General features: G+C 63.3%; 14 protein-coding genes. 11 read left to right on the forward strand and 3 right to left on the reverse strand.

Going from position 1 to position 15,869, the window contains the following annotated elements; translation table 11 throughout:
• Window positions 1-116 precede the first annotated feature (116 nt).
• Both MJ601_RS20740 and MJ601_RS20745 read left to right on the forward strand, forming a co-directional pair.
• Entirely contained in the window at window positions 117-1,337 is a 1,221-nt protein-coding gene (locus MJ601_RS20740) for an NADP-dependent isocitrate dehydrogenase (RefSeq protein ID WP_242130297.1), read from the forward strand.
• A 95-nt stretch (window positions 1,338-1,432) separates the two neighbouring features.
• Complete coding sequence (locus tag MJ601_RS20745) at window positions 1,433-3,046, forward strand: carbon-nitrogen hydrolase family protein (protein ID WP_242130298.1); 1,614 nt, start codon at window positions 1,433-1,435, stop codon at window positions 3,044-3,046.
• A 161-nt stretch (window positions 3,047-3,207) separates the two neighbouring features.
• On the opposite strand, the gene MJ601_RS20750 is transcribed toward MJ601_RS20745, so the two are convergent.
• On the reverse strand, window positions 3,208-3,549 hold the full coding sequence (locus MJ601_RS20750; RefSeq protein ID WP_242130299.1) for a UrcA family protein: 342 nt from the start codon (window positions 3,547-3,549) through the stop codon (window positions 3,208-3,210).
• Between the two features lie 577 nt (window positions 3,550-4,126).
• Window positions 4,127-4,699 (reverse strand): septal ring lytic transglycosylase RlpA family protein, encoded by a 573-nt coding sequence (locus MJ601_RS20755; protein WP_242130300.1) that lies wholly within the window; start codon window positions 4,697-4,699, stop codon window positions 4,127-4,129.
• 282 nt (window positions 4,700-4,981) lie between these two features.
• Between MJ601_RS20755 and MJ601_RS20760 the strand changes: the two genes are divergently transcribed.
• The 3 genes from MJ601_RS20760 (at window position 4,982) to MJ601_RS20770 (ending at window position 8,137) form a co-directional block, all read left to right on the forward strand.
• Window positions 4,982-6,115, forward strand: a complete 1,134-nt coding sequence (locus tag MJ601_RS20760; RefSeq protein WP_242130301.1) for an alcohol dehydrogenase catalytic domain-containing protein — start codon at window positions 4,982-4,984, stop codon at window positions 6,113-6,115.
• 95 nt (window positions 6,116-6,210) lie between these two features.
• On the forward strand, window positions 6,211-7,155 hold the full coding sequence (locus MJ601_RS20765; protein ID WP_242130302.1) for an SDR family NAD(P)-dependent oxidoreductase: 945 nt from the start codon (window positions 6,211-6,213) through the stop codon (window positions 7,153-7,155).
• 70 nt (window positions 7,156-7,225) lie between these two features.
• Window positions 7,226-8,137 carry an aldo/keto reductase gene (locus tag MJ601_RS20770; RefSeq protein ID WP_242130303.1) on the forward strand — a complete coding sequence of 304 codons (912 nt, stop codon included), beginning with the start codon at window positions 7,226-7,228 and terminating at the stop codon, window positions 8,135-8,137.
• Window positions 8,138-8,499: 362 nt separating this feature from the next.
• Here the strand turns inward: MJ601_RS20770 and MJ601_RS20775 are convergent, their stop codons facing one another.
• Window positions 8,500-9,807 carry a vWA domain-containing protein gene (locus MJ601_RS20775; RefSeq protein WP_242130304.1) on the reverse strand — a complete coding sequence of 436 codons (1,308 nt, stop codon included), beginning with the start codon at window positions 9,805-9,807 and terminating at the stop codon, window positions 8,500-8,502.
• 245 nt (window positions 9,808-10,052) lie between these two features.
• Between MJ601_RS20775 and MJ601_RS20780 the strand changes: the two genes are divergently transcribed.
• The 6 genes from MJ601_RS20780 to MJ601_RS20805 all read left to right on the forward strand — a co-directional run.
• Entirely contained in the window at window positions 10,053-10,430 is a 378-nt protein-coding gene (locus MJ601_RS20780; protein WP_242130305.1) for a hypothetical protein, read from the forward strand.
• Window positions 10,427-11,614, forward strand: coding sequence for a DUF4153 domain-containing protein (locus tag MJ601_RS20785; protein WP_348635609.1), 1,188 nt, complete (start codon window positions 10,427-10,429; stop codon window positions 11,612-11,614). Before MJ601_RS20780 ends, MJ601_RS20785 begins: the two co-directional genes overlap by 4 nt.
• Complete coding sequence (locus MJ601_RS20790) at window positions 11,611-12,330, forward strand: response regulator transcription factor (RefSeq protein WP_242130307.1); 720 nt, start codon at window positions 11,611-11,613, stop codon at window positions 12,328-12,330. Before MJ601_RS20785 ends, MJ601_RS20790 begins: the two co-directional genes overlap by 4 nt.
• Window positions 12,327-13,910 (forward strand): sensor histidine kinase, encoded by a 1,584-nt coding sequence (locus MJ601_RS20795; RefSeq protein ID WP_242130308.1) that lies wholly within the window; start codon window positions 12,327-12,329, stop codon window positions 13,908-13,910. The genes MJ601_RS20790 and MJ601_RS20795 overlap by 4 nt, the downstream gene beginning before the upstream one ends.
• Window positions 13,911-14,328: 418 nt before the next feature.
• Window positions 14,329-14,715 (forward strand): putative quinol monooxygenase, encoded by a 387-nt coding sequence (locus tag MJ601_RS20800; protein WP_242130309.1) that lies wholly within the window; start codon window positions 14,329-14,331, stop codon window positions 14,713-14,715.
• A gap of 177 nt (window positions 14,716-14,892) precedes the next feature.
• Window positions 14,893-15,869 (forward strand): glutathione-independent formaldehyde dehydrogenase (locus tag MJ601_RS20805; RefSeq protein WP_242130310.1); only part of this gene is annotated, 977 nt, incomplete at its 3' end.

Here is a 15,869-nt window from a genome sequence, read left to right on the forward strand (position 1 = left end):
AATGATCCTGTCGCGCAAACCTCGCCGCCCGATGCACTGCGCAGTTGAACATTGCCGTCGCTTTGCCTACGGCGTTCCCCAAATTCCACCCGAACGAAGAAAGCGGAACAGGCGCTATGGCTAAGATCAAGGTGAAGAACCCCGTCGTGGAGATCGACGGCGACGAAATGACGCGGATCATCTGGCAGTGGATCCGCGAGCGCCTCATTCTCCCCTATCTCGACATCGACCTCAAATATTATGACCTGGGTGTCGAGAAGCGCGACGAGACCAACGACCAGATCACCATCGATTCCGCCAATGCGATCAAGGAACATGGCGTCGGCGTGAAGTGCGCCACCATCACCCCCGACGAAGCCCGTGTCGAGGAATTCGGCCTGAAGGAAATGTGGAAGTCGCCCAACGGCACCATCCGAAATATCCTGGGCGGCGTGGTGTTCCGCGAACCCATCGTCATCCGCAACGTGCCGCGCCTGGTACCCGGCTGGACCGACCCGATCGTCATCGGCCGCCACGCGTTCGGCGACCAGTATCGCGCCACCGACTTCCTGGTCCCCGGCCCCGGCAAGCTGCGCATGGTGTGGGACGGCGCCAATGGCGAGAAGATCGAGAAGGACGTCTTCAACTTCCCCAGCTCCGGCGTCGCCATGGGCATGTACAATCTGGACGATTCGATCCGCGATTTCGCCCGCGCCAGCATGAACTATGCCCTCGGCCGCGGCTGGCCGCTCTATCTGTCGACCAAGAACACGATCCTCAAGGCCTATGACGGCCGCTTCAAGGATCTGTTCCAGGAAGTGTTCGACAAGGAATTCGCCGAGCAGTTCAAGGCCGTCGGCGCTGTCTACGAACACCGCCTGATCGACGACATGGTCGCTTCCGCGCTCAAGTGGAGCGGCAAGTTCGTCTGGGCCTGCAAGAATTACGACGGCGACGTCCAGTCGGACACGGTGGCGCAGGGCTTCGGCTCGCTCGGCCTCATGACCTCCGTGCTGCTCTCGCCCGACGGCAAGACGGTCGAGGCCGAAGCCGCGCACGGCACCGTCACCCGCCACTATCGCCAGCACCAGCAGGGCAAGCAGACCTCGACCAACCCGATCGCGTCGATCTTCGCCTGGACCCAAGGCCTTTCCTATCGCGGCAAGTTCGACGAGACGCCGGACGTCACCCGCTTCGCCGAAACGCTGGAAAAGGTCTGCGTCGAAACCGTGGAGAGCGGCGCGATGACCAAGGACCTGGCACTGCTGATCGGCCCCGATCAGGCCTGGATGACCACCGAGCAGTTCTTCGAGGCGATCCGCGTGAACCTGGAAGAAGCCATGGGCAAGTGGAACTGATCTTCGCTTTCCAGGTTCAATACGGAAACGGAACGAGGCGGCGCCGCATCCCGGCGCCGCCTTTTCCATGAACAGGCCCGGACGGGAGCAGAGCGATGACGACCACGACCAAGAAACGCCTGGAGGTTCGCGCGGCTGTTCCGGCGGACGTGCGCGGCATCCAGCGCCTCATCGCCCGCGTCTATCCGGGTATGCCCAATTATTCGCTGGCCACGCTGCGCGGCCAGATCAACAATTTCCCGACCGGCTGCTTCGTCGCCCTCTATGACAGCAAGGTGGTGGGCTATTGCGCGACCATGCGGGTCAGCAAGAGCATGGCCTTTTCCCCGCATGACTGGGAAGAGATCACCGCCAACGGCTTCGGCACGCGCCACAGCGCGGCGGGTGAATGGCTCTATGGCTATGAAATGGCGGTCGATCCCAAGCTGCGCGGCCTGCGCATCGGCCAGCGCCTTTACGACGAGCGCAAGGAACTGGCCGAGGAACTCGACCTGCACGGCATCGTCATCGCCGGGCGGATGCCGGGCTATGCCCGAACGAAACGGCGCGTCCAGGGACCGGCGGATTATCTGGACAAGGTCGTCACCGGCAAGCTGCGCGACCAGGTCATCAGCTTCCAGCTCAAGAACCAGTTCGAGCCGCTGGGGGTGCTCGAAAATTACCTTCCGGAAGACAGGCAGTCGGACGGCCACGCCGCGCATCTGGTGTGGCGCAATCCCTATGTCGATCCCGACGAAGCGCCCGAAATGCGGGTGCCGCGCGGCGTGGAAAGCGTCCGCCTGGCCACCTGCCAGCTTCAGGCGCGCGCGGTGAAGGATTTTGACGAGTTCGTCCGCAATATCGAATATTTCGTCGATGTCGCCGCGGACTACCGTTCGGACTTCATCGTCTTCCCCGAACTCTTCACCCTGCCCCTGCTTTCCTTCGAGACGAAGAAGCTCAATCCGATCGAGGCGATCGACAAGCTCACCGGTTACACCCCGCGCCTAACGAAGGAACTGACGCGGATGGCGCTGGAATATAATATCAACATCATCGGCGGTTCCCACCCGACCCGCGCTGAGGACGGGGATATCCAGAATATCGCCTATGTCGCCCTGCGGGACGGCTCGGTCCATACGCAGGAGAAGATCCACCCCACGCCCAACGAAGCCTTCTGGTGGAACATCAAGGGCGGCGATTCGCTGGACGTGATCCAGACCGACTGTGGGCCGATCGGCGTCCTCATCTGTTATGACAGCGAGTTTCCGGAACTGGCGCGGCGACTGGTGGATCAGGGCGCGCGGATCATCTTCGTACCCTTCTGCACCGACTCCCGGCTCGGTTATATGCGCGTGCGCTATTGCGCCCAGGCACGTGCCATCGAGAACCAATGCTATGTCGTGATGTCGGGCAATGTCGGCAACCTGCCCAATGTCGACAATATGGACATCCAATATGCCCAAAGTGCGATCCTGACCCCCTGCGACCTGCCCTTCGCGCGCGACGGCATCGCGGCGGAGTCGACGGAAAATGTCGAGACGCTGACGATGGCGGACGTGAACCTCGCCGACCTCAGCTGGGCGCGGGCGGAAGGCACGGTGCGCAACCTGCGCGACCGGCGTTTCGACCTCTATCATATCGACTGGGACAGCAATCCCGACCATGCCCATGCGCAAAGCGGCGGTCCGGTTCCCGCGGGAGGCCATAACGCGCCGGGCGGCGGATAATGGCGCAGGCGTGCGTGGATGGAAGACGGACGTAGAAGAATCCCTCCCCATCGAGAGTGGGTAGGATTTCTACGCCCAAAATTGCCCGATCTCGCCACGACCACAAAAAGAAGGCCCGGTCACCGACCGGGCCCTCCTTCCTCTGAAAACATGATGGCGGTTCAGTTACCGGCCCCCAGAGGCGCGTCATGTCCGCGATCGGCATAATGCTCGCGCGTTTCCGCCCGGGCAATTGCGGTTTCCATGTCACCACGCACATGCGCGATGGCAGCGATCTGGCACTTCTTGACCGCGGTCGCGCTGACATTGTCCGGGCACACCTTGACGGCAGCCCGGCGGATGCGGGCGTTGAGCGCCCGCTGGTCGGCCGCCTTCGACAGATCCAGATCCTGATAGTGGACGTTGGAGGTGATGCCGTTCGATTCAAATTCCGTAGCATAGGCGGTACCGGCAGTTCCAGCCGCCAGCATGGCGAAGGCGGCGATCATCTTGGCGGTGTTCATGGCAAAGTCTCCTCAACATTATGCTTTGAACGGCCGGCCACCCCAGGGGGCATTGGGCAGACCGCAAGCGAAGAGAAGAGCGGGCCTTGAAAAGACGAAAGATCGCCTGCTTGTCTTCGCCCATCCTGTCTATTCCGATTGCGATTGCCTTGCTTTTCGCTTTCGACCGGCGGCGAGAGCCATCGGCGGATGGCGTTCGTCTCGACGAAATACCGTCAGGATCGGACGAACGACAATTTTACGTCAACAAAACAAGCTTTCCCTAGCGTAAAATTACAAATGTTCAAAAAGGAACGCATATAAAAAAGCACCCCCGGCGCAAGGGATGGGCCGGGGGTGCATCCAGGAAGCTGTCGGGCTCTCCGGGATCTCTTTGAAACTGTTATCAGCGTGACGGTGCAGATCGGCCCATTCCGTGCCGGGCAGCGCATCGTCGCATCGCTTCCTTGTCCAGCATCATAACGCCATTGCAAAGAAGCTGTTTTTTCCATTCGATGATCGCCCTACCGGTCGCGCCCGGCGGCATCTACCGGCGACGAACAGCAAACCATGATCGACGAACGACATCCGCGCCCGATCAGCGCCCTTCGGCCGCCAGTTGCGCCCGCAAATAGGCCAATGTCTCCCCATCGACGACGGGCCGCGCGGGCGCGCCCTTCCCCTCGCGCAATTTCCTGCGATCCTTCTCCGGCGGCTCGACCACGCGCACCCGCACCGCCGCCTGACCCACCGCCCTGATCCCGAGTTGCTCCGCCGCCCCGCGCGACAGGTCGATGATGCGCCCCCGCCCCGAAAAAGGCCCCCGATCGTTGATCCGCACCAGGATCGTCCGCCCGGTCTCCAGCGACGTCACCTCGACATAGCTGGGCAATGGCAGGGTCGTGTGCGCCGCCGTCACTGCCTTGGGAACGAAGCGCTCGCCATTGGCCGTACGGTTGCCGCTTTCATTCCCATACCAGCTGGCATAGCCCAGATAATCATAAGTCGGGTCGGCAGCGGGCACATAAGTCACGCCCCGTACGGTATAGGGCTTGCCCACTCGCACCGGCACGTCGCTCACCGGCCGGAACTTCGTTCCCCCGCCACAGGCCGCCAGCGCCATTGCGGCCCCCAGCACGCAGGGCCGCATCCGAACCAAGATCCCGCTCATCGCCAAGCATCTATCGCAGTCGCGCAAGGGAGAAAAGCCGCCCTTTCCCACTGGCCCTGTTTTGCCGATGATTTGGCTCCAGCACGTGATGATGTGGCAGGACGTGGCTCGGAAGCACCGGGCAGTGGAAAGATTTGACGATCTCGAAGGGCAATTTTCCCGATCCGATCTGATCCGTCAGTCCCGACCCTTGGAACTTCATAACCTGATAGGCTTCCGAGACTATGATTGCCTTCTACCCGATATGCGTCCAGTGATGGTCAGGATAAGGGGAGAGGCAGGATGGTGATTTCGTCGGGATCGATGCTTCAACTTCACTCGACGGTGACGACCGATGCCATGCTCGAACTGTCCCTGCGCGACGTTCCGATCCCGATCTTGCGGGCGGAACAGGTTCTGATCCGCGTGGAAGCCGCGCCGCTCAACCCGTCAGACATACAGGTTATGCTGGCCGAAGCCGATCCGTTGCGGGCGCGTCCCGGCGGGACAGCGGATCACCCCTCTGTCCGGATGCCCTTGCCGCCGCAGGTCTTTCAGCGGCTTGAGGCTCGGGTCGGAGCATCGCTCCCGACGGGAAATGAGGGCGCCGGAACCGTGGTGGACGCAGGGGAGCAGGGACGACATCTGCTGGGCAAGCGAGTCGCGGTGTTCGCGGGCGGCATGTACGCGCAATATCGCGCGGCGCGGGCGTCCGAATGTCTGGTGCTGCCCGATGACGTGACATTCGAAGAAGGCGCCGGCGCGATCATCAACCCGGTGACGGCGCTGGCGCTGATCGACTGCATGCGTGCCGAGGGGCATCGCGCGCTGATCCACACGGCGGCGGCGTCCAGCCTTGGGCAGATGCTCAACCGCATCTGCCTTCAGGATGGCGTGGACCTGGTCAATATCGTCCGGCGGCCCGAGCAGGCGGAGATGCTGCGCGGCATGGGTGCCGTCCATGTGTGCGACACCAGCGCCCCGTCCTTCACCGAAGACCTGTCCGCCGCGATCGCCGCGACCGGCGCGACCATCCTGTTCGACGCCATTCGGGGCGGCGATCTGGCGGACCGGATATTGAGCTGCATGGAAAAGGTCATCACATCCAGCCAGTCCGCCTATCATCGTTATGGATCGATCGTTCACAAGCAGGTCTATTTCTATGGCGCGCTCGATTCCGGCCCCACCATTTTCGCGCATGATTTCGGTCTTGCCTGGGGTGCGGGCGCCTGGGCGATGCCGCTGTTCCTGAAAGGCCGCCCTGCGGAGGTGGCGGAGGACATGCGGGCGCGTGTCAGGAGGGAACTGAAAACCACCTTCGCGTCGCATTATGCGCATTCTATCTCGTTGCGCGATGCGCTCGCGCCGGAGGTGATCGAAGCCTATGCCCGGCGGGGAACCGATCAGAAATATCTCGTCCGGCCGCATGGGACATGAATGCCGCCTGTTCTGGCGGAAAGGAAATGGACGGGAGCCGGGCCGGGGCCTGGCTTTCCGGCGCTGAACAGATCGGAACAGGAAGGGACGAGGATATGAAAACGGAGTTCAATGCGCAGTCGACCACCGACGATGTGCTGGCCGGTGTCGATCTGACGGGCAAGCGTGCGCTCGTCACCGGCGTGTCGGCGGGTCTGGGCGTCGAAACGGCGCGCGCTCTTGCCGCGCATGGCGCCGAGGTCGTCGGGACAGCGCGGGATCTGGCAAAGGCACGGGCCGCGACCGTCGGGATCAAGGCGGCGTTCGAACTGGTCGAACTCGATCTTGCGTCGCTCTCCAGTGTCAGGGCCTGCGCCGATGCGTTGGTCGCCGATGGCCGTCCCTTCGATCTGGTGATCGCCAATGCAGGAATCATGGCCTGCCCCTTCGCGCGCACCGCGGACGGCTTCGAGAGTCAGTTCGGTGTCAACCATCTGGGCCATTTCGTGCTGGTCAACCGGATCGCGGCACTCCTCAGGCCGGGCGGTCGCTTCGTCAGCGTAGCGTCTTCGGGCCATCGCTTCGCGGATGTCGACCTCGACGATCCCGGGTTCGAGCGCACCCCCTATGACGAACTGATCGCCTATGGCCGCGCGAAAACGGCCAATATCCTCTTCGCCGTCGAGTTCGACCGTCGCCATCGCGAACGGGGGGTGCGCGGCGCCGCGCTCCATCCCGGCGGCATTCATACCGAGCTTGGCCGGTACATGACGCCGGAGACGGTCGAACGTCTCATGAAGCCGCTCCAGGAGCGGATGGCGAAAGGCACGACGGATTTCCAATGGAAGACCGTGCCGCAAGGCGCCGCCACGTCGGTTTGGGTGGGCGTCGTCGCCGATGCGGACGAGATCGGCGGGCGGTACAGCGAAGATTGCCGTGTCGCGGCCGTCATCGAAAACGGCGACGCGACGCAAGGCGGTGTCCGCAGCTATGCCCTCGACCCCGAACGCGCCAAGGCGCTGTGGGCGAAAAGCGAGGAGATGGTCGGCGAACAATATTGAAAGGCCGGGCCGCCCTTGCCCCCGTCGGATCGGGTGGGGCGGCTGAACGGGACGAGCGGAGAGGGATAGGATGACGGGCATTCGAACGCTGACCGACGACGTCGTCGGCACGATCACCATCGGCGATCTGACCGTGCGCCGCCTGGGCTTTGGCGCGATGCGAATCTGGCCGGGCGTGAGCGGCGCGGGTCCGCGAGACGCGCATGGCCGGCCGGACAGGGGCCTGGCCCATGCGTTGTGCCGCCGCGTGGTGGAGCGTGGCGTCACCTTCATCGACACCGCCGACATCTATGGTTTCGGCGGGTCGGAGGAGATATTGGGGGAAGCGTTGCATCCCTATGCCCCGGACCTGGTGATTACCACGAAGGCCGGATATGAACCGCGCGCTCTCAATCCGGGGGAGACGGTGCTGCCGTCGAACGGAAGGCCCGACCATATCCGCAGACAATGCGAACAGAGCCTTCGGAAGCTGAAGCTGGAGGCGATCCCGCTCTATCAGTGCCATGTTCCCGATCCGGACGTGCCCTATGCCGACACGATCGGCGCGTTCGCCGACCTCCAGCGTGAGGGCAAGGTGCGCCATGTCGGCGTATCCAACGTCACGCTGGACCAGTTGCGGATCGCCCAGTCGGTCTGTTCCATCGTGTCGGTGCAGAATCGCTACAATCTGGGCGTGCGCACGTCCGACGATCTTTTGCGGGTGTGCGAGGCAGAGGGAATCGCCTTCCTGCCGTTTCGTCCGATGATGGATGAAACGCAGGCGATCGGCCTGCTCCTGCGTGAACTGGCAGCGGCGCATGATGCGTTGCCGCAGCAGATCGTTCTGGCGTGGATGCTCGCCCGTTCACCGGTGCTGTTGCCGATTCCGGGAACGTCGGACAGCCGACATCTGGACTTGAATGTGGACGCCGCGTGGATCAGGCTTTCCGACGCCGAGATCGCGAGCATCAGCCGCGCTGTCGCGCGAGACGCTGGCTCCTGAAGCGAGGGATCGAATGCCACTTCTCCATTGGGGTAGGCATCGGAACGCCCCTGCATGGCAAAGCGATGGTTTTCGGGATATTTTTTGAACGTTTAGGGGGACTCGAAAAACAAACCTAGATGATTACCGACCAAACCCCCTCAGAAGCCCCCGAAAGTTTGAGGCACGAAATCGTTCCCCTCCCCTCATTCCAGCGGTGATCGTGGCGCTAAATCTCCAATCTGGCTGCAAAGATTTAGCAGCGCCAATCTCGGACCCATCCTTGCCATTCAGCCGCACCTATTACCTTCCTGAGTACGAACCGTCAGCTAACGGGGTCAACTTAATATTACCAACCGATGTTCAATCCCCGGGCCAAGCGATCATCGTACCGCAACCTGCTGCATGGCACATCGGCCGCGATCGTAGCTGCCCACGGTCCGGATGATTTCGCCCTGCTCCGGCTCGACGCGATGCCCCACGACCATCCCGGCCACCACCCGCGCGATCAACTGGTCGAGGCGCGTTACCACATAGCAGGCGATATCCGGTTCGGCATGACCATCGCCGATACCGCTGTCGTCGGTCAGGAAGATATAGCGCCCGCCGGTCAGCACGGCCATGGCCCGCATGATATATTGCGCGCTCTCCTCCACGCCGCTGGCCGCGACGGGGACGATCCGGACGCCTTCTCCCCGCAACTGCCCGACCGCATCGAGCGTGGCGTCGAGCGCCTCCCGGTGCGGAGGCGCATCGGCGACGAGCAGAACCGCCTTGGCCGCGTTCGAGCGCCATTGCATCCGCCCAGCCAAGGCGAGGGCGCGGTCCATAGCTTCGGGCGGGTCGCCGCCGCCGTCCGCCACCTGGTGGTCGAGTGTCGATTGCACCTGTCTCACATCTGGAGTGAGGGGAAAGGAGCGGGTCACATAGTCGTCGCCCCGGTCGCGATAGACGACCAGCCCAATCCGCACGTCCAGATTGCCAGCATCCCGTTTCAGCCGGGCGATGATGGAGCCAAGCTCCGCCTGCAAATAGGTCATCTCGTCCCCCATGCTGCCGGTCGTATCGAGGACCAGCACAAGGTCGAGCGCCTCTACGGGATGCGCTTGGCCTGGGAGCTTCAGCGTGACGGTCTGCCCGCCCCGCTCCCGCCACTGCACCGTGCGGCTTGCCGATCCGGCATCCGAGGCTATGCTGATCCGGGCGCGGGGGCCCGCACGATCATAGTCGGGATAGAAGGAAGCAACCCCGTCCGCGCCCGTTTCCAGATGCAGCGCTCCACCCGAACGCTCCACGGCGAGATGGGCCTGCGGCACCGGGTGCCCCGTCGCATCAACGACCCGGATGGCGACGCGGCTGCGCGTATCGACAAAGGGCAGGCCGCCGCCCTGCTGCACGGCCGCATTGGCATAGCGCACATAGAGATCCGGGTTCAGTATGTCGTCATAATCGCCCGCAGTGAGATTACCCGCCTGCGGCCGGGTTTCATTCCCTGCGTCCTCCGCCATCTCCGTTTCGGATTCGGCGGTCCGCCGCTCCTCCCGCATCTTCACGATGCCGCCGACATCCAGTTCGCGGGTGGTGACGCTGCTATGGTCCCCACCCCCTCCGGCCTTGGAGCAGCCGCTCAACAGGACGGGCAGCGCCAATAGGGCGCAAAGAGACGACTGCATGAAAAGGGACGCCCGCATGGCACTCTCCTCAACGGGTTGGATGTAGAGATATCTACTTCGACAATAGAGAATGCCAAGATCGGTGGTCGCAGCCGGACAGGTGAACAGCAGGGGATAAAATTCCTGTATTTCAAATGGATAAATGAAAACCAAGCGTCTCTGCACAGGATCTGCACGACAAATCCTCGGCAAGAACACCCGTTCGACGCCCGCCAGTGCACACCCGTCTGAGATCCATCTCCCTGCTATCAGGGAGTGTCCACATGCACCGCCTCTCCTTCCTCTCCAGCTTCCGATGGAAGCTCTGCCTCACGCTGACCTTCGTCCTGTTCAGCGATGATCTCTTCTATCGAAGAGCCCTGTCAGGGGGCTATCTCGGCCTGTTCGCCTTCGCGCTGCTGCTGTGTCTCCTGGTCGGGCGGCCCAGCCTGTGGCGGCGCTGGCAGGCAAGCCTCGCCGCGCTGTGCGCATCGATATTTTGCACCGCGCTGATCCTCGACCCCGGCCCGCTCGCCTGGACGCTGTTCTGGGTCGCGATCAGCATGACTGCCCTGTTTGGCATGATCACGCCCCATGACGACGGCTGGCTGTGGCCGTGCATGCGATGCAATCCCCCATCCGGCCCTTCATGGACGCGATGAGGGTCAGCCGCGTCCTGCGCAGATCACGGGCCAAGCGATTCAGCCTGCGGTCCATAATGGCGCTCATGGCCCTGCCGCTGGGCGGCAGCGCGATCATCCTTGCGCTGTTCGCCGCTGCAAATCCCGTCATTGCCGATGTGCTGGGCATGATCGGGCTGCCTGACCTGTCCCATATCACGGCGCGGCGGCTGCTGCTCTGGATCGCGATTTTCGCACTGAGCTGGAGCCTGTTGCGGGCGCGCCCCGCGCGCAGGCTCATCCCGACCTTCGACGGCAGCGGCGACATAGTCATTCCGGGGGTTTCGGTCGCGTCGGTCACGCTGTCGCTGCTTCTCTTCAACCTGTTGTTCGCCGTCCAGAACATGCTCGACATGGCCTATCTGTCCCGCGCCCTTCCCCTGCCCAGCGGGATGACGATCACCGAATATGTCCATCGCGGCGCCTACCCTCTCATCGTCACGGCTCTGCTGGCAGGGCTGTTCGTTCTGGTCACGCTCCACCCCGGTTCCTCGACGGCGGCGGTGCCGCCGATCCGGCGGCTGGTCGTCCTGTGGATCGTGCAGAATGTGATCCTCGTCGCATCCAGCATCCAGCGCACCCTCGACTATATCGATATGAGCATGCTGACGGCGCTGCGCATCCACGCGCTGGCGTGGATGGCACTGGTGGCGTGCGGCCTGCTCCTCATTTGCTGGCGCATGTTGCAGAGCAAGAGCGCAGCCTGGCTCATCAACACCAATCTCATGCTGGCGGCCATAGTGCTGACGGTCTTCTGCTTCCTCGACGCAGGTGAAGCGGCGGCGTGGTGGAATGTTCGCCATGCCCATGAAGTGACGGGCAAGGGGCCGAACCTCGATCTCTGCTATCTGGGGCGACTGGGTCCGTCGGCGCTGCTTCCGCTTATTGAACTGGAAGGCCGCCCCCTGCCTCGGCCATTTCGGGAGCGCGTGCAATGGCTCCGCGCAGATATCCAGCAGCAGATGCTCTCCGCCGATCATCAGGGCGAATGGACATGGCGCAACCAGCACCGCCTCGAAGAGGCAGAGGAGAGACTGAAGACGATCCGACAGGTTCCTCTGGCTCCCGCGATCCGCGAATGTCAGCGCAATATCGGATCGCCTGCGCCCGTCATTCCCGCGCCCGTCCGCCCCGCATCCACATTGACAGAGAGGACGGAAAGATGATCTTGTGCCCCATGCCCCGCACGATCCTCATCGTCGATGACGATCCCCATATCCGCCAGCTTCTCGTCTTCGCCTTCAGCAAGGCCGGCCTCGACACGGTCGAGGCGGACGACGGCGAGGCGGCGCTTGTCGCGGTTCAGGCACGGCGGCCCGATCTGGTGGTGCTTGACATCAACATGCCCCGGATGGACGGGCTGGAGCTGTGCCGGCGCCTGCGCGCGCAGGGCGATGTTCCGATCTTCTTCCTGTCTTCGCGCGATGACGAGATCGACCGCGTCCTCGGTATCGAACTGGGCGCCGACGACTATGTGGTGAAGCCCTTTTCACCGCGGGAGGTTGTCGCCCGGTCTATGGCGATCCTTCGCCGCACCGCAGCCCGGCCTCCAGCAGTGGAAACGGCGGTGCCGCTCCATCATGGCGGGCTGTCGCTCGATCCGGAGGCATGGTCGGCGACGTGGCAGGACCATCCCGTCTCGCTGACGGTAACGGAGTTCACGATCCTGAGGACCCTCGTCTCCATGCCCGCGCGCATCTTCTCGCGCGACATGATCATCGACCGGCTGCATGGTCCGGGCTTTGCCATCACCGACCGGACCATCGACAGCCATGTCCGCAACCTGCGCCGCAAATTCGCGGAGGCGGGCTGCACCGATATGGTCGAGACGCGGGCTGGTGTGGGCTATCGCCTGGGGAGCTGTACCGGCACGACGCCATGATCGCGGCCTTCAAGCGGCTTGTCGCGCGGCACTGGCCGGTGTTGCGCTTCCGCACCATCATCTTCGGAACCCTGCTGTTCGTGGCGGCACTGCCCGGTGCCGGTGCGGTATTCCTGCGCGTCTATGAAAACGCCCTCGTCAGGCGGACGGAGGCGGAACTGGTCGCGCAAGGCGCAGCTCTTGCCGCCGGTGCGTCGATCCTGTGGCCGGGCGCGGAATCGGCGCCCGCGCGGATCGCCGGTCCCTATGAGGAACCCGCGACCGAAGTCGATCTCCAGAGCACCGTGATCCTGCCGGAAAGGCCCGCGCCGTCGCGCGTGCATCCGCCCGTGGACGAGGCGGCGCTGAACCTTGAGCGGTCCATCGCGCCGGCCCTGGCAGAGACGAAGATGGTGACGCTCGCCTCGATCCAGATACTGGACCGCAACGGGGTGGTGCTCAACGGCTATGGCACCGGCGGCAGTCTGGCGAGCGTGCCGGAGGTGGCGGCGGCGCTGCGGGGTCAATCAACGACGGTACTCCGCCGCAACGCCAGCTATCGGCAGGTCTATCCCCTCGAATGGCTGAGCCGGGCGTCCAGCATCCGTCTGCATCATGCACGTCCCATTCGTGCGGGCGGCCAGGTTGTGGGCGCAATACTGCTATCCCGCTCGCCACGCAGCCTGTTCAAGGGCATTTATGAGGATCGCGGCAAGATCGCGCTGGGCATAGTCCTGATTTTCGGGATGCTGGTGATACTCTCCGCCGTACTCGCGCGCGCCATTGTCCGTCCGGTAGAGAGCCTGAGCAAGGCGACCCGTTCCATGGCACAGGGCCGCGCGGCGATCCTCGACCGGCCGTCGCTTCAGGTTGTGGAGATCCGCGCCCTCTACGATGATTTCGAGGCGATGGCGGACGCGATCGCAAAGCGCTCCCGCTATTTGCGGGACTTCGCTGCGGCGCTCAGCCATGAGTTCAAGACCCCCCTGACGAGCATCAGCGGCGCCATCGAACTGCTGGAGGATCATGGCGAGACCATGTCCGAAAGCGAGAGGCAGCGATTCCTGACCAACATCACCGCGGATGCCGACCGCCTGTCCCGGCTGGTGCGGCGCATGATGGAACTGGCCAAGGCTGACATGGGCGTGCCCGACGGCACCGAACAGGCCGACGTCCCGGCGACGTTGGCGAAGCTCGCCGACAGCTATCGCAGCGCGGCCTTCAACATCAGGGTGGACAGCCCGGGCGCCCTTCCTGCCGTGCGTATGGATCCGGTGGGACTGGAGACGATTACCGCAACGATCATCGACAATGCGCGGCAGGCGGGGGCGAGCCTGTTGCTCATCCGGACCAGGCGGCAGCACGATCAGGTCGTCATCGAATTTGCGGACAATGGCAGCGGTATTGCGGAGGGCGACCGCGCGCGCCTCTTCGAGCCCTTTTTCACCAGCAAGCGCGACAGTGGCGGCACCGGCATGGGCCTCTCAATCGCGCGATCGCTGGCCGAGGCGCATGGCGGCAGGATCGATCTGCTGGAGACCTCCGAGGGTGCCTGTTTTGCGCTGTCGCTGGCGGAGCATCGCGGGATGACCGCAGCATGAAGGAGCGCCGATAGGCCAATCCCGTGCCTCTCTCGCGCCCTGCGCGCTTGCCCTTCATATTATCGGTGGCGCGCTGTTGCTGGCATCGTAGGACTTCAAGGCCGTCCAGCTCTTAACGCGCCCAAGGCGATGACAGTGACGGCGCAAGGCGGGATTTCCGATAGGACTGGGCGGCCGAGGAATCTGGTTCACCGCTAATGGGGGGCAGATGGACCGTGCATGGCGCAACGACCTGGGCGCTCATCTCCATGTGCAAGGTTCTGCGGCGAGGTGTCCGATATCCTCATCGACCTCTTCAGGCCATTTGCCGACGTGGCGGCAATGCTTCCTGCCCTCGTAAGGTTCCTTAGGGAAGGCGCGAATGCTCATCGGCTTGCGACATCTGCATAGCCGTTCCGCACATCGAAAGGAGATTCGCATGGACGCCGCTGCACCTGATACGACGCTTGAAGCGTCCACACCGGCTGATACTTCGCGAGCCGGGGTGGTTAAGGCATTGTTCGTCCGCCTCAGCGCCAAGGAAGGCAAGGGCGATGAGGTCGAAGCCTTCCTGCGCGATGCCCTCCAAGCGGTAAGGGGGGAGCATGACACGACCACCTGGTATGCCTTGCGCTTGGGTCAGCATGACTTCGCGATCTTCGACACCTTCCCAGGCAACGAAGGGCGCCTTACCCATCTCGCAGGCAAGGTCGGACGCACCCTCGTCGCGCGTACCCCCGAACTGTTCGATGGCATGCCCAAGATCGAGCACGCCCGAGTGCTGGCCTACAAACTGCCCGGCGACAGCGGCCAGGTGAGGCTGTGATGGGCAACTCCTACGACCACCAGGGGATCCACTTGCGGCATCGGCTGGAGCCGACCGAGGAGGAAGACGGATCGATTCTCCGTCGCAAGCACCCAACCCGGCCGTCCACGCCTCTTGGGAGATGATCGATCACCACCCATCGATGGCGTTTCATCAGTTCAACCAAAGGAGAATGTCATGAGGGCAGTCGTCTACAATGGACCTCGCGACGTGGCGGTGCAGGATGTGCAGGACGCGCAGATCGAGAGACCGACTGACGTTCTGGTACGGATCACCAGCACCAACATCTGCGGCTCCGACCTCCACATGTACGAGGGCCGAACCGACTTCCGGCCGGGCGGCGTGTTCGGGCACGAGAATCTCGGTCAGGTGGTGGAAGTGGGCGAGGCGGTCGATCGAGTGAAGGTCGGGGACTGGGTCGCCATCCCCTTCAACATCGGCTGCGGCTTCTGCAAGAACTGCGAGCGCGGCTTGAGCGCCTTCTGCCTGACCACGGCTGATCGCAGCGTCTTCCCGAACATGGCCGGCGCGGCGTACGGCTTTGCCGATATGGGACCGTATCGGGGCGGCCAGGCCGACCTTCTTCGCGTTCCCTACGGCGACTATAACTGCCTGAAGTTGCCGCCGGACGCGGAGCAGCACCAGAATGATTATGTCATGCTGGCCGATATCTTCCCGACCGGCTGGCACTGTACCGAGCTCGCGGGGCTGCGCCCCGGCGAGTCGATCGTCATCTACGGCGCCGGGCCGGTCGGCCTCATGGCTGCCCACGCCGCCATGATCAAGGGCGCCTGTATGGTCATGGTGGTCGATCGCCATCCTGACCGGCTGCGGCTGGCAGAATCGATCGGTGCCCTTGCCATCGACGATTCCAAGAGCTCCCCGGTGGATCAGGTGATGGAACTCACGAACGGCATCGGCGCCGACAGGGGCTGCGAGTGCGTCGGCTACCAAGCTCATGACCCGGAGGGACAGGAACATCCCAACATGACCATGAACGACTTGGTAAAATCGGTGAAATTTACCGGCGGCATCGGTGTGGTAGGCGTCTATGTGCCTGAGGATCCCGCGCCCCAGGAGCCGCTCTACAAACAAGGCGAGATCGTCTTCGACTATGGCCTTTTCTGGTTTAAAGGGCAGACGATCGGAACAGG

It is taken from the genome of Sphingobium trunci (genome assembly GCF_022664535.1).
In the GTDB taxonomy this organism is placed as follows: Bacteria; Pseudomonadota; Alphaproteobacteria; order Sphingomonadales; family Sphingomonadaceae; genus Sphingobium.

Coding starts and splice junctions, on each gene's coding strand:
- MJ601_RS20780 (WP_242130305.1), top strand. CDS start 10,053: ATGCACCGCCTCTCCTTCCTCTCCAGCTTCCGATGGAAGCTCTGCCTC.
- MJ601_RS20755 (WP_242130300.1), bottom strand. CDS start 4,699: ATGAGCGGGATCTTGGTTCGGATGCGGCCCTGCGTGCTGGGGGCCGCA.
- MJ601_RS20770 (WP_242130303.1), top strand. CDS start 7,226: ATGACGGGCATTCGAACGCTGACCGACGACGTCGTCGGCACGATCACC.
- MJ601_RS20800 (WP_242130309.1), top strand. CDS start 14,329: ATGGACGCCGCTGCACCTGATACGACGCTTGAAGCGTCCACACCGGCT.
- MJ601_RS20765 (WP_242130302.1), top strand. CDS start 6,211: ATGAAAACGGAGTTCAATGCGCAGTCGACCACCGACGATGTGCTGGCC.
- MJ601_RS20775 (WP_242130304.1), bottom strand. CDS start 9,807: ATGCGGGCGTCCCTTTTCATGCAGTCGTCTCTTTGCGCCCTATTGGCG.
- MJ601_RS20750 (WP_242130299.1), bottom strand. CDS start 3,549: ATGAACACCGCCAAGATGATCGCCGCCTTCGCCATGCTGGCGGCTGGA.
- MJ601_RS20745 (WP_242130298.1), top strand. CDS start 1,433: ATGACGACCACGACCAAGAAACGCCTGGAGGTTCGCGCGGCTGTTCCG.
- MJ601_RS20740 (WP_242130297.1), top strand. CDS start 117: ATGGCTAAGATCAAGGTGAAGAACCCCGTCGTGGAGATCGACGGCGAC.
- MJ601_RS20785 (WP_348635609.1), top strand. CDS start 10,427: ATGAGGGTCAGCCGCGTCCTGCGCAGATCACGGGCCAAGCGATTCAGC.
- MJ601_RS20795 (WP_242130308.1), top strand. CDS start 12,327: ATGATCGCGGCCTTCAAGCGGCTTGTCGCGCGGCACTGGCCGGTGTTG.
- MJ601_RS20790 (WP_242130307.1), top strand. CDS start 11,611: ATGATCTTGTGCCCCATGCCCCGCACGATCCTCATCGTCGATGACGAT.
- MJ601_RS20760 (WP_242130301.1), top strand. CDS start 4,982: ATGGTGATTTCGTCGGGATCGATGCTTCAACTTCACTCGACGGTGACG.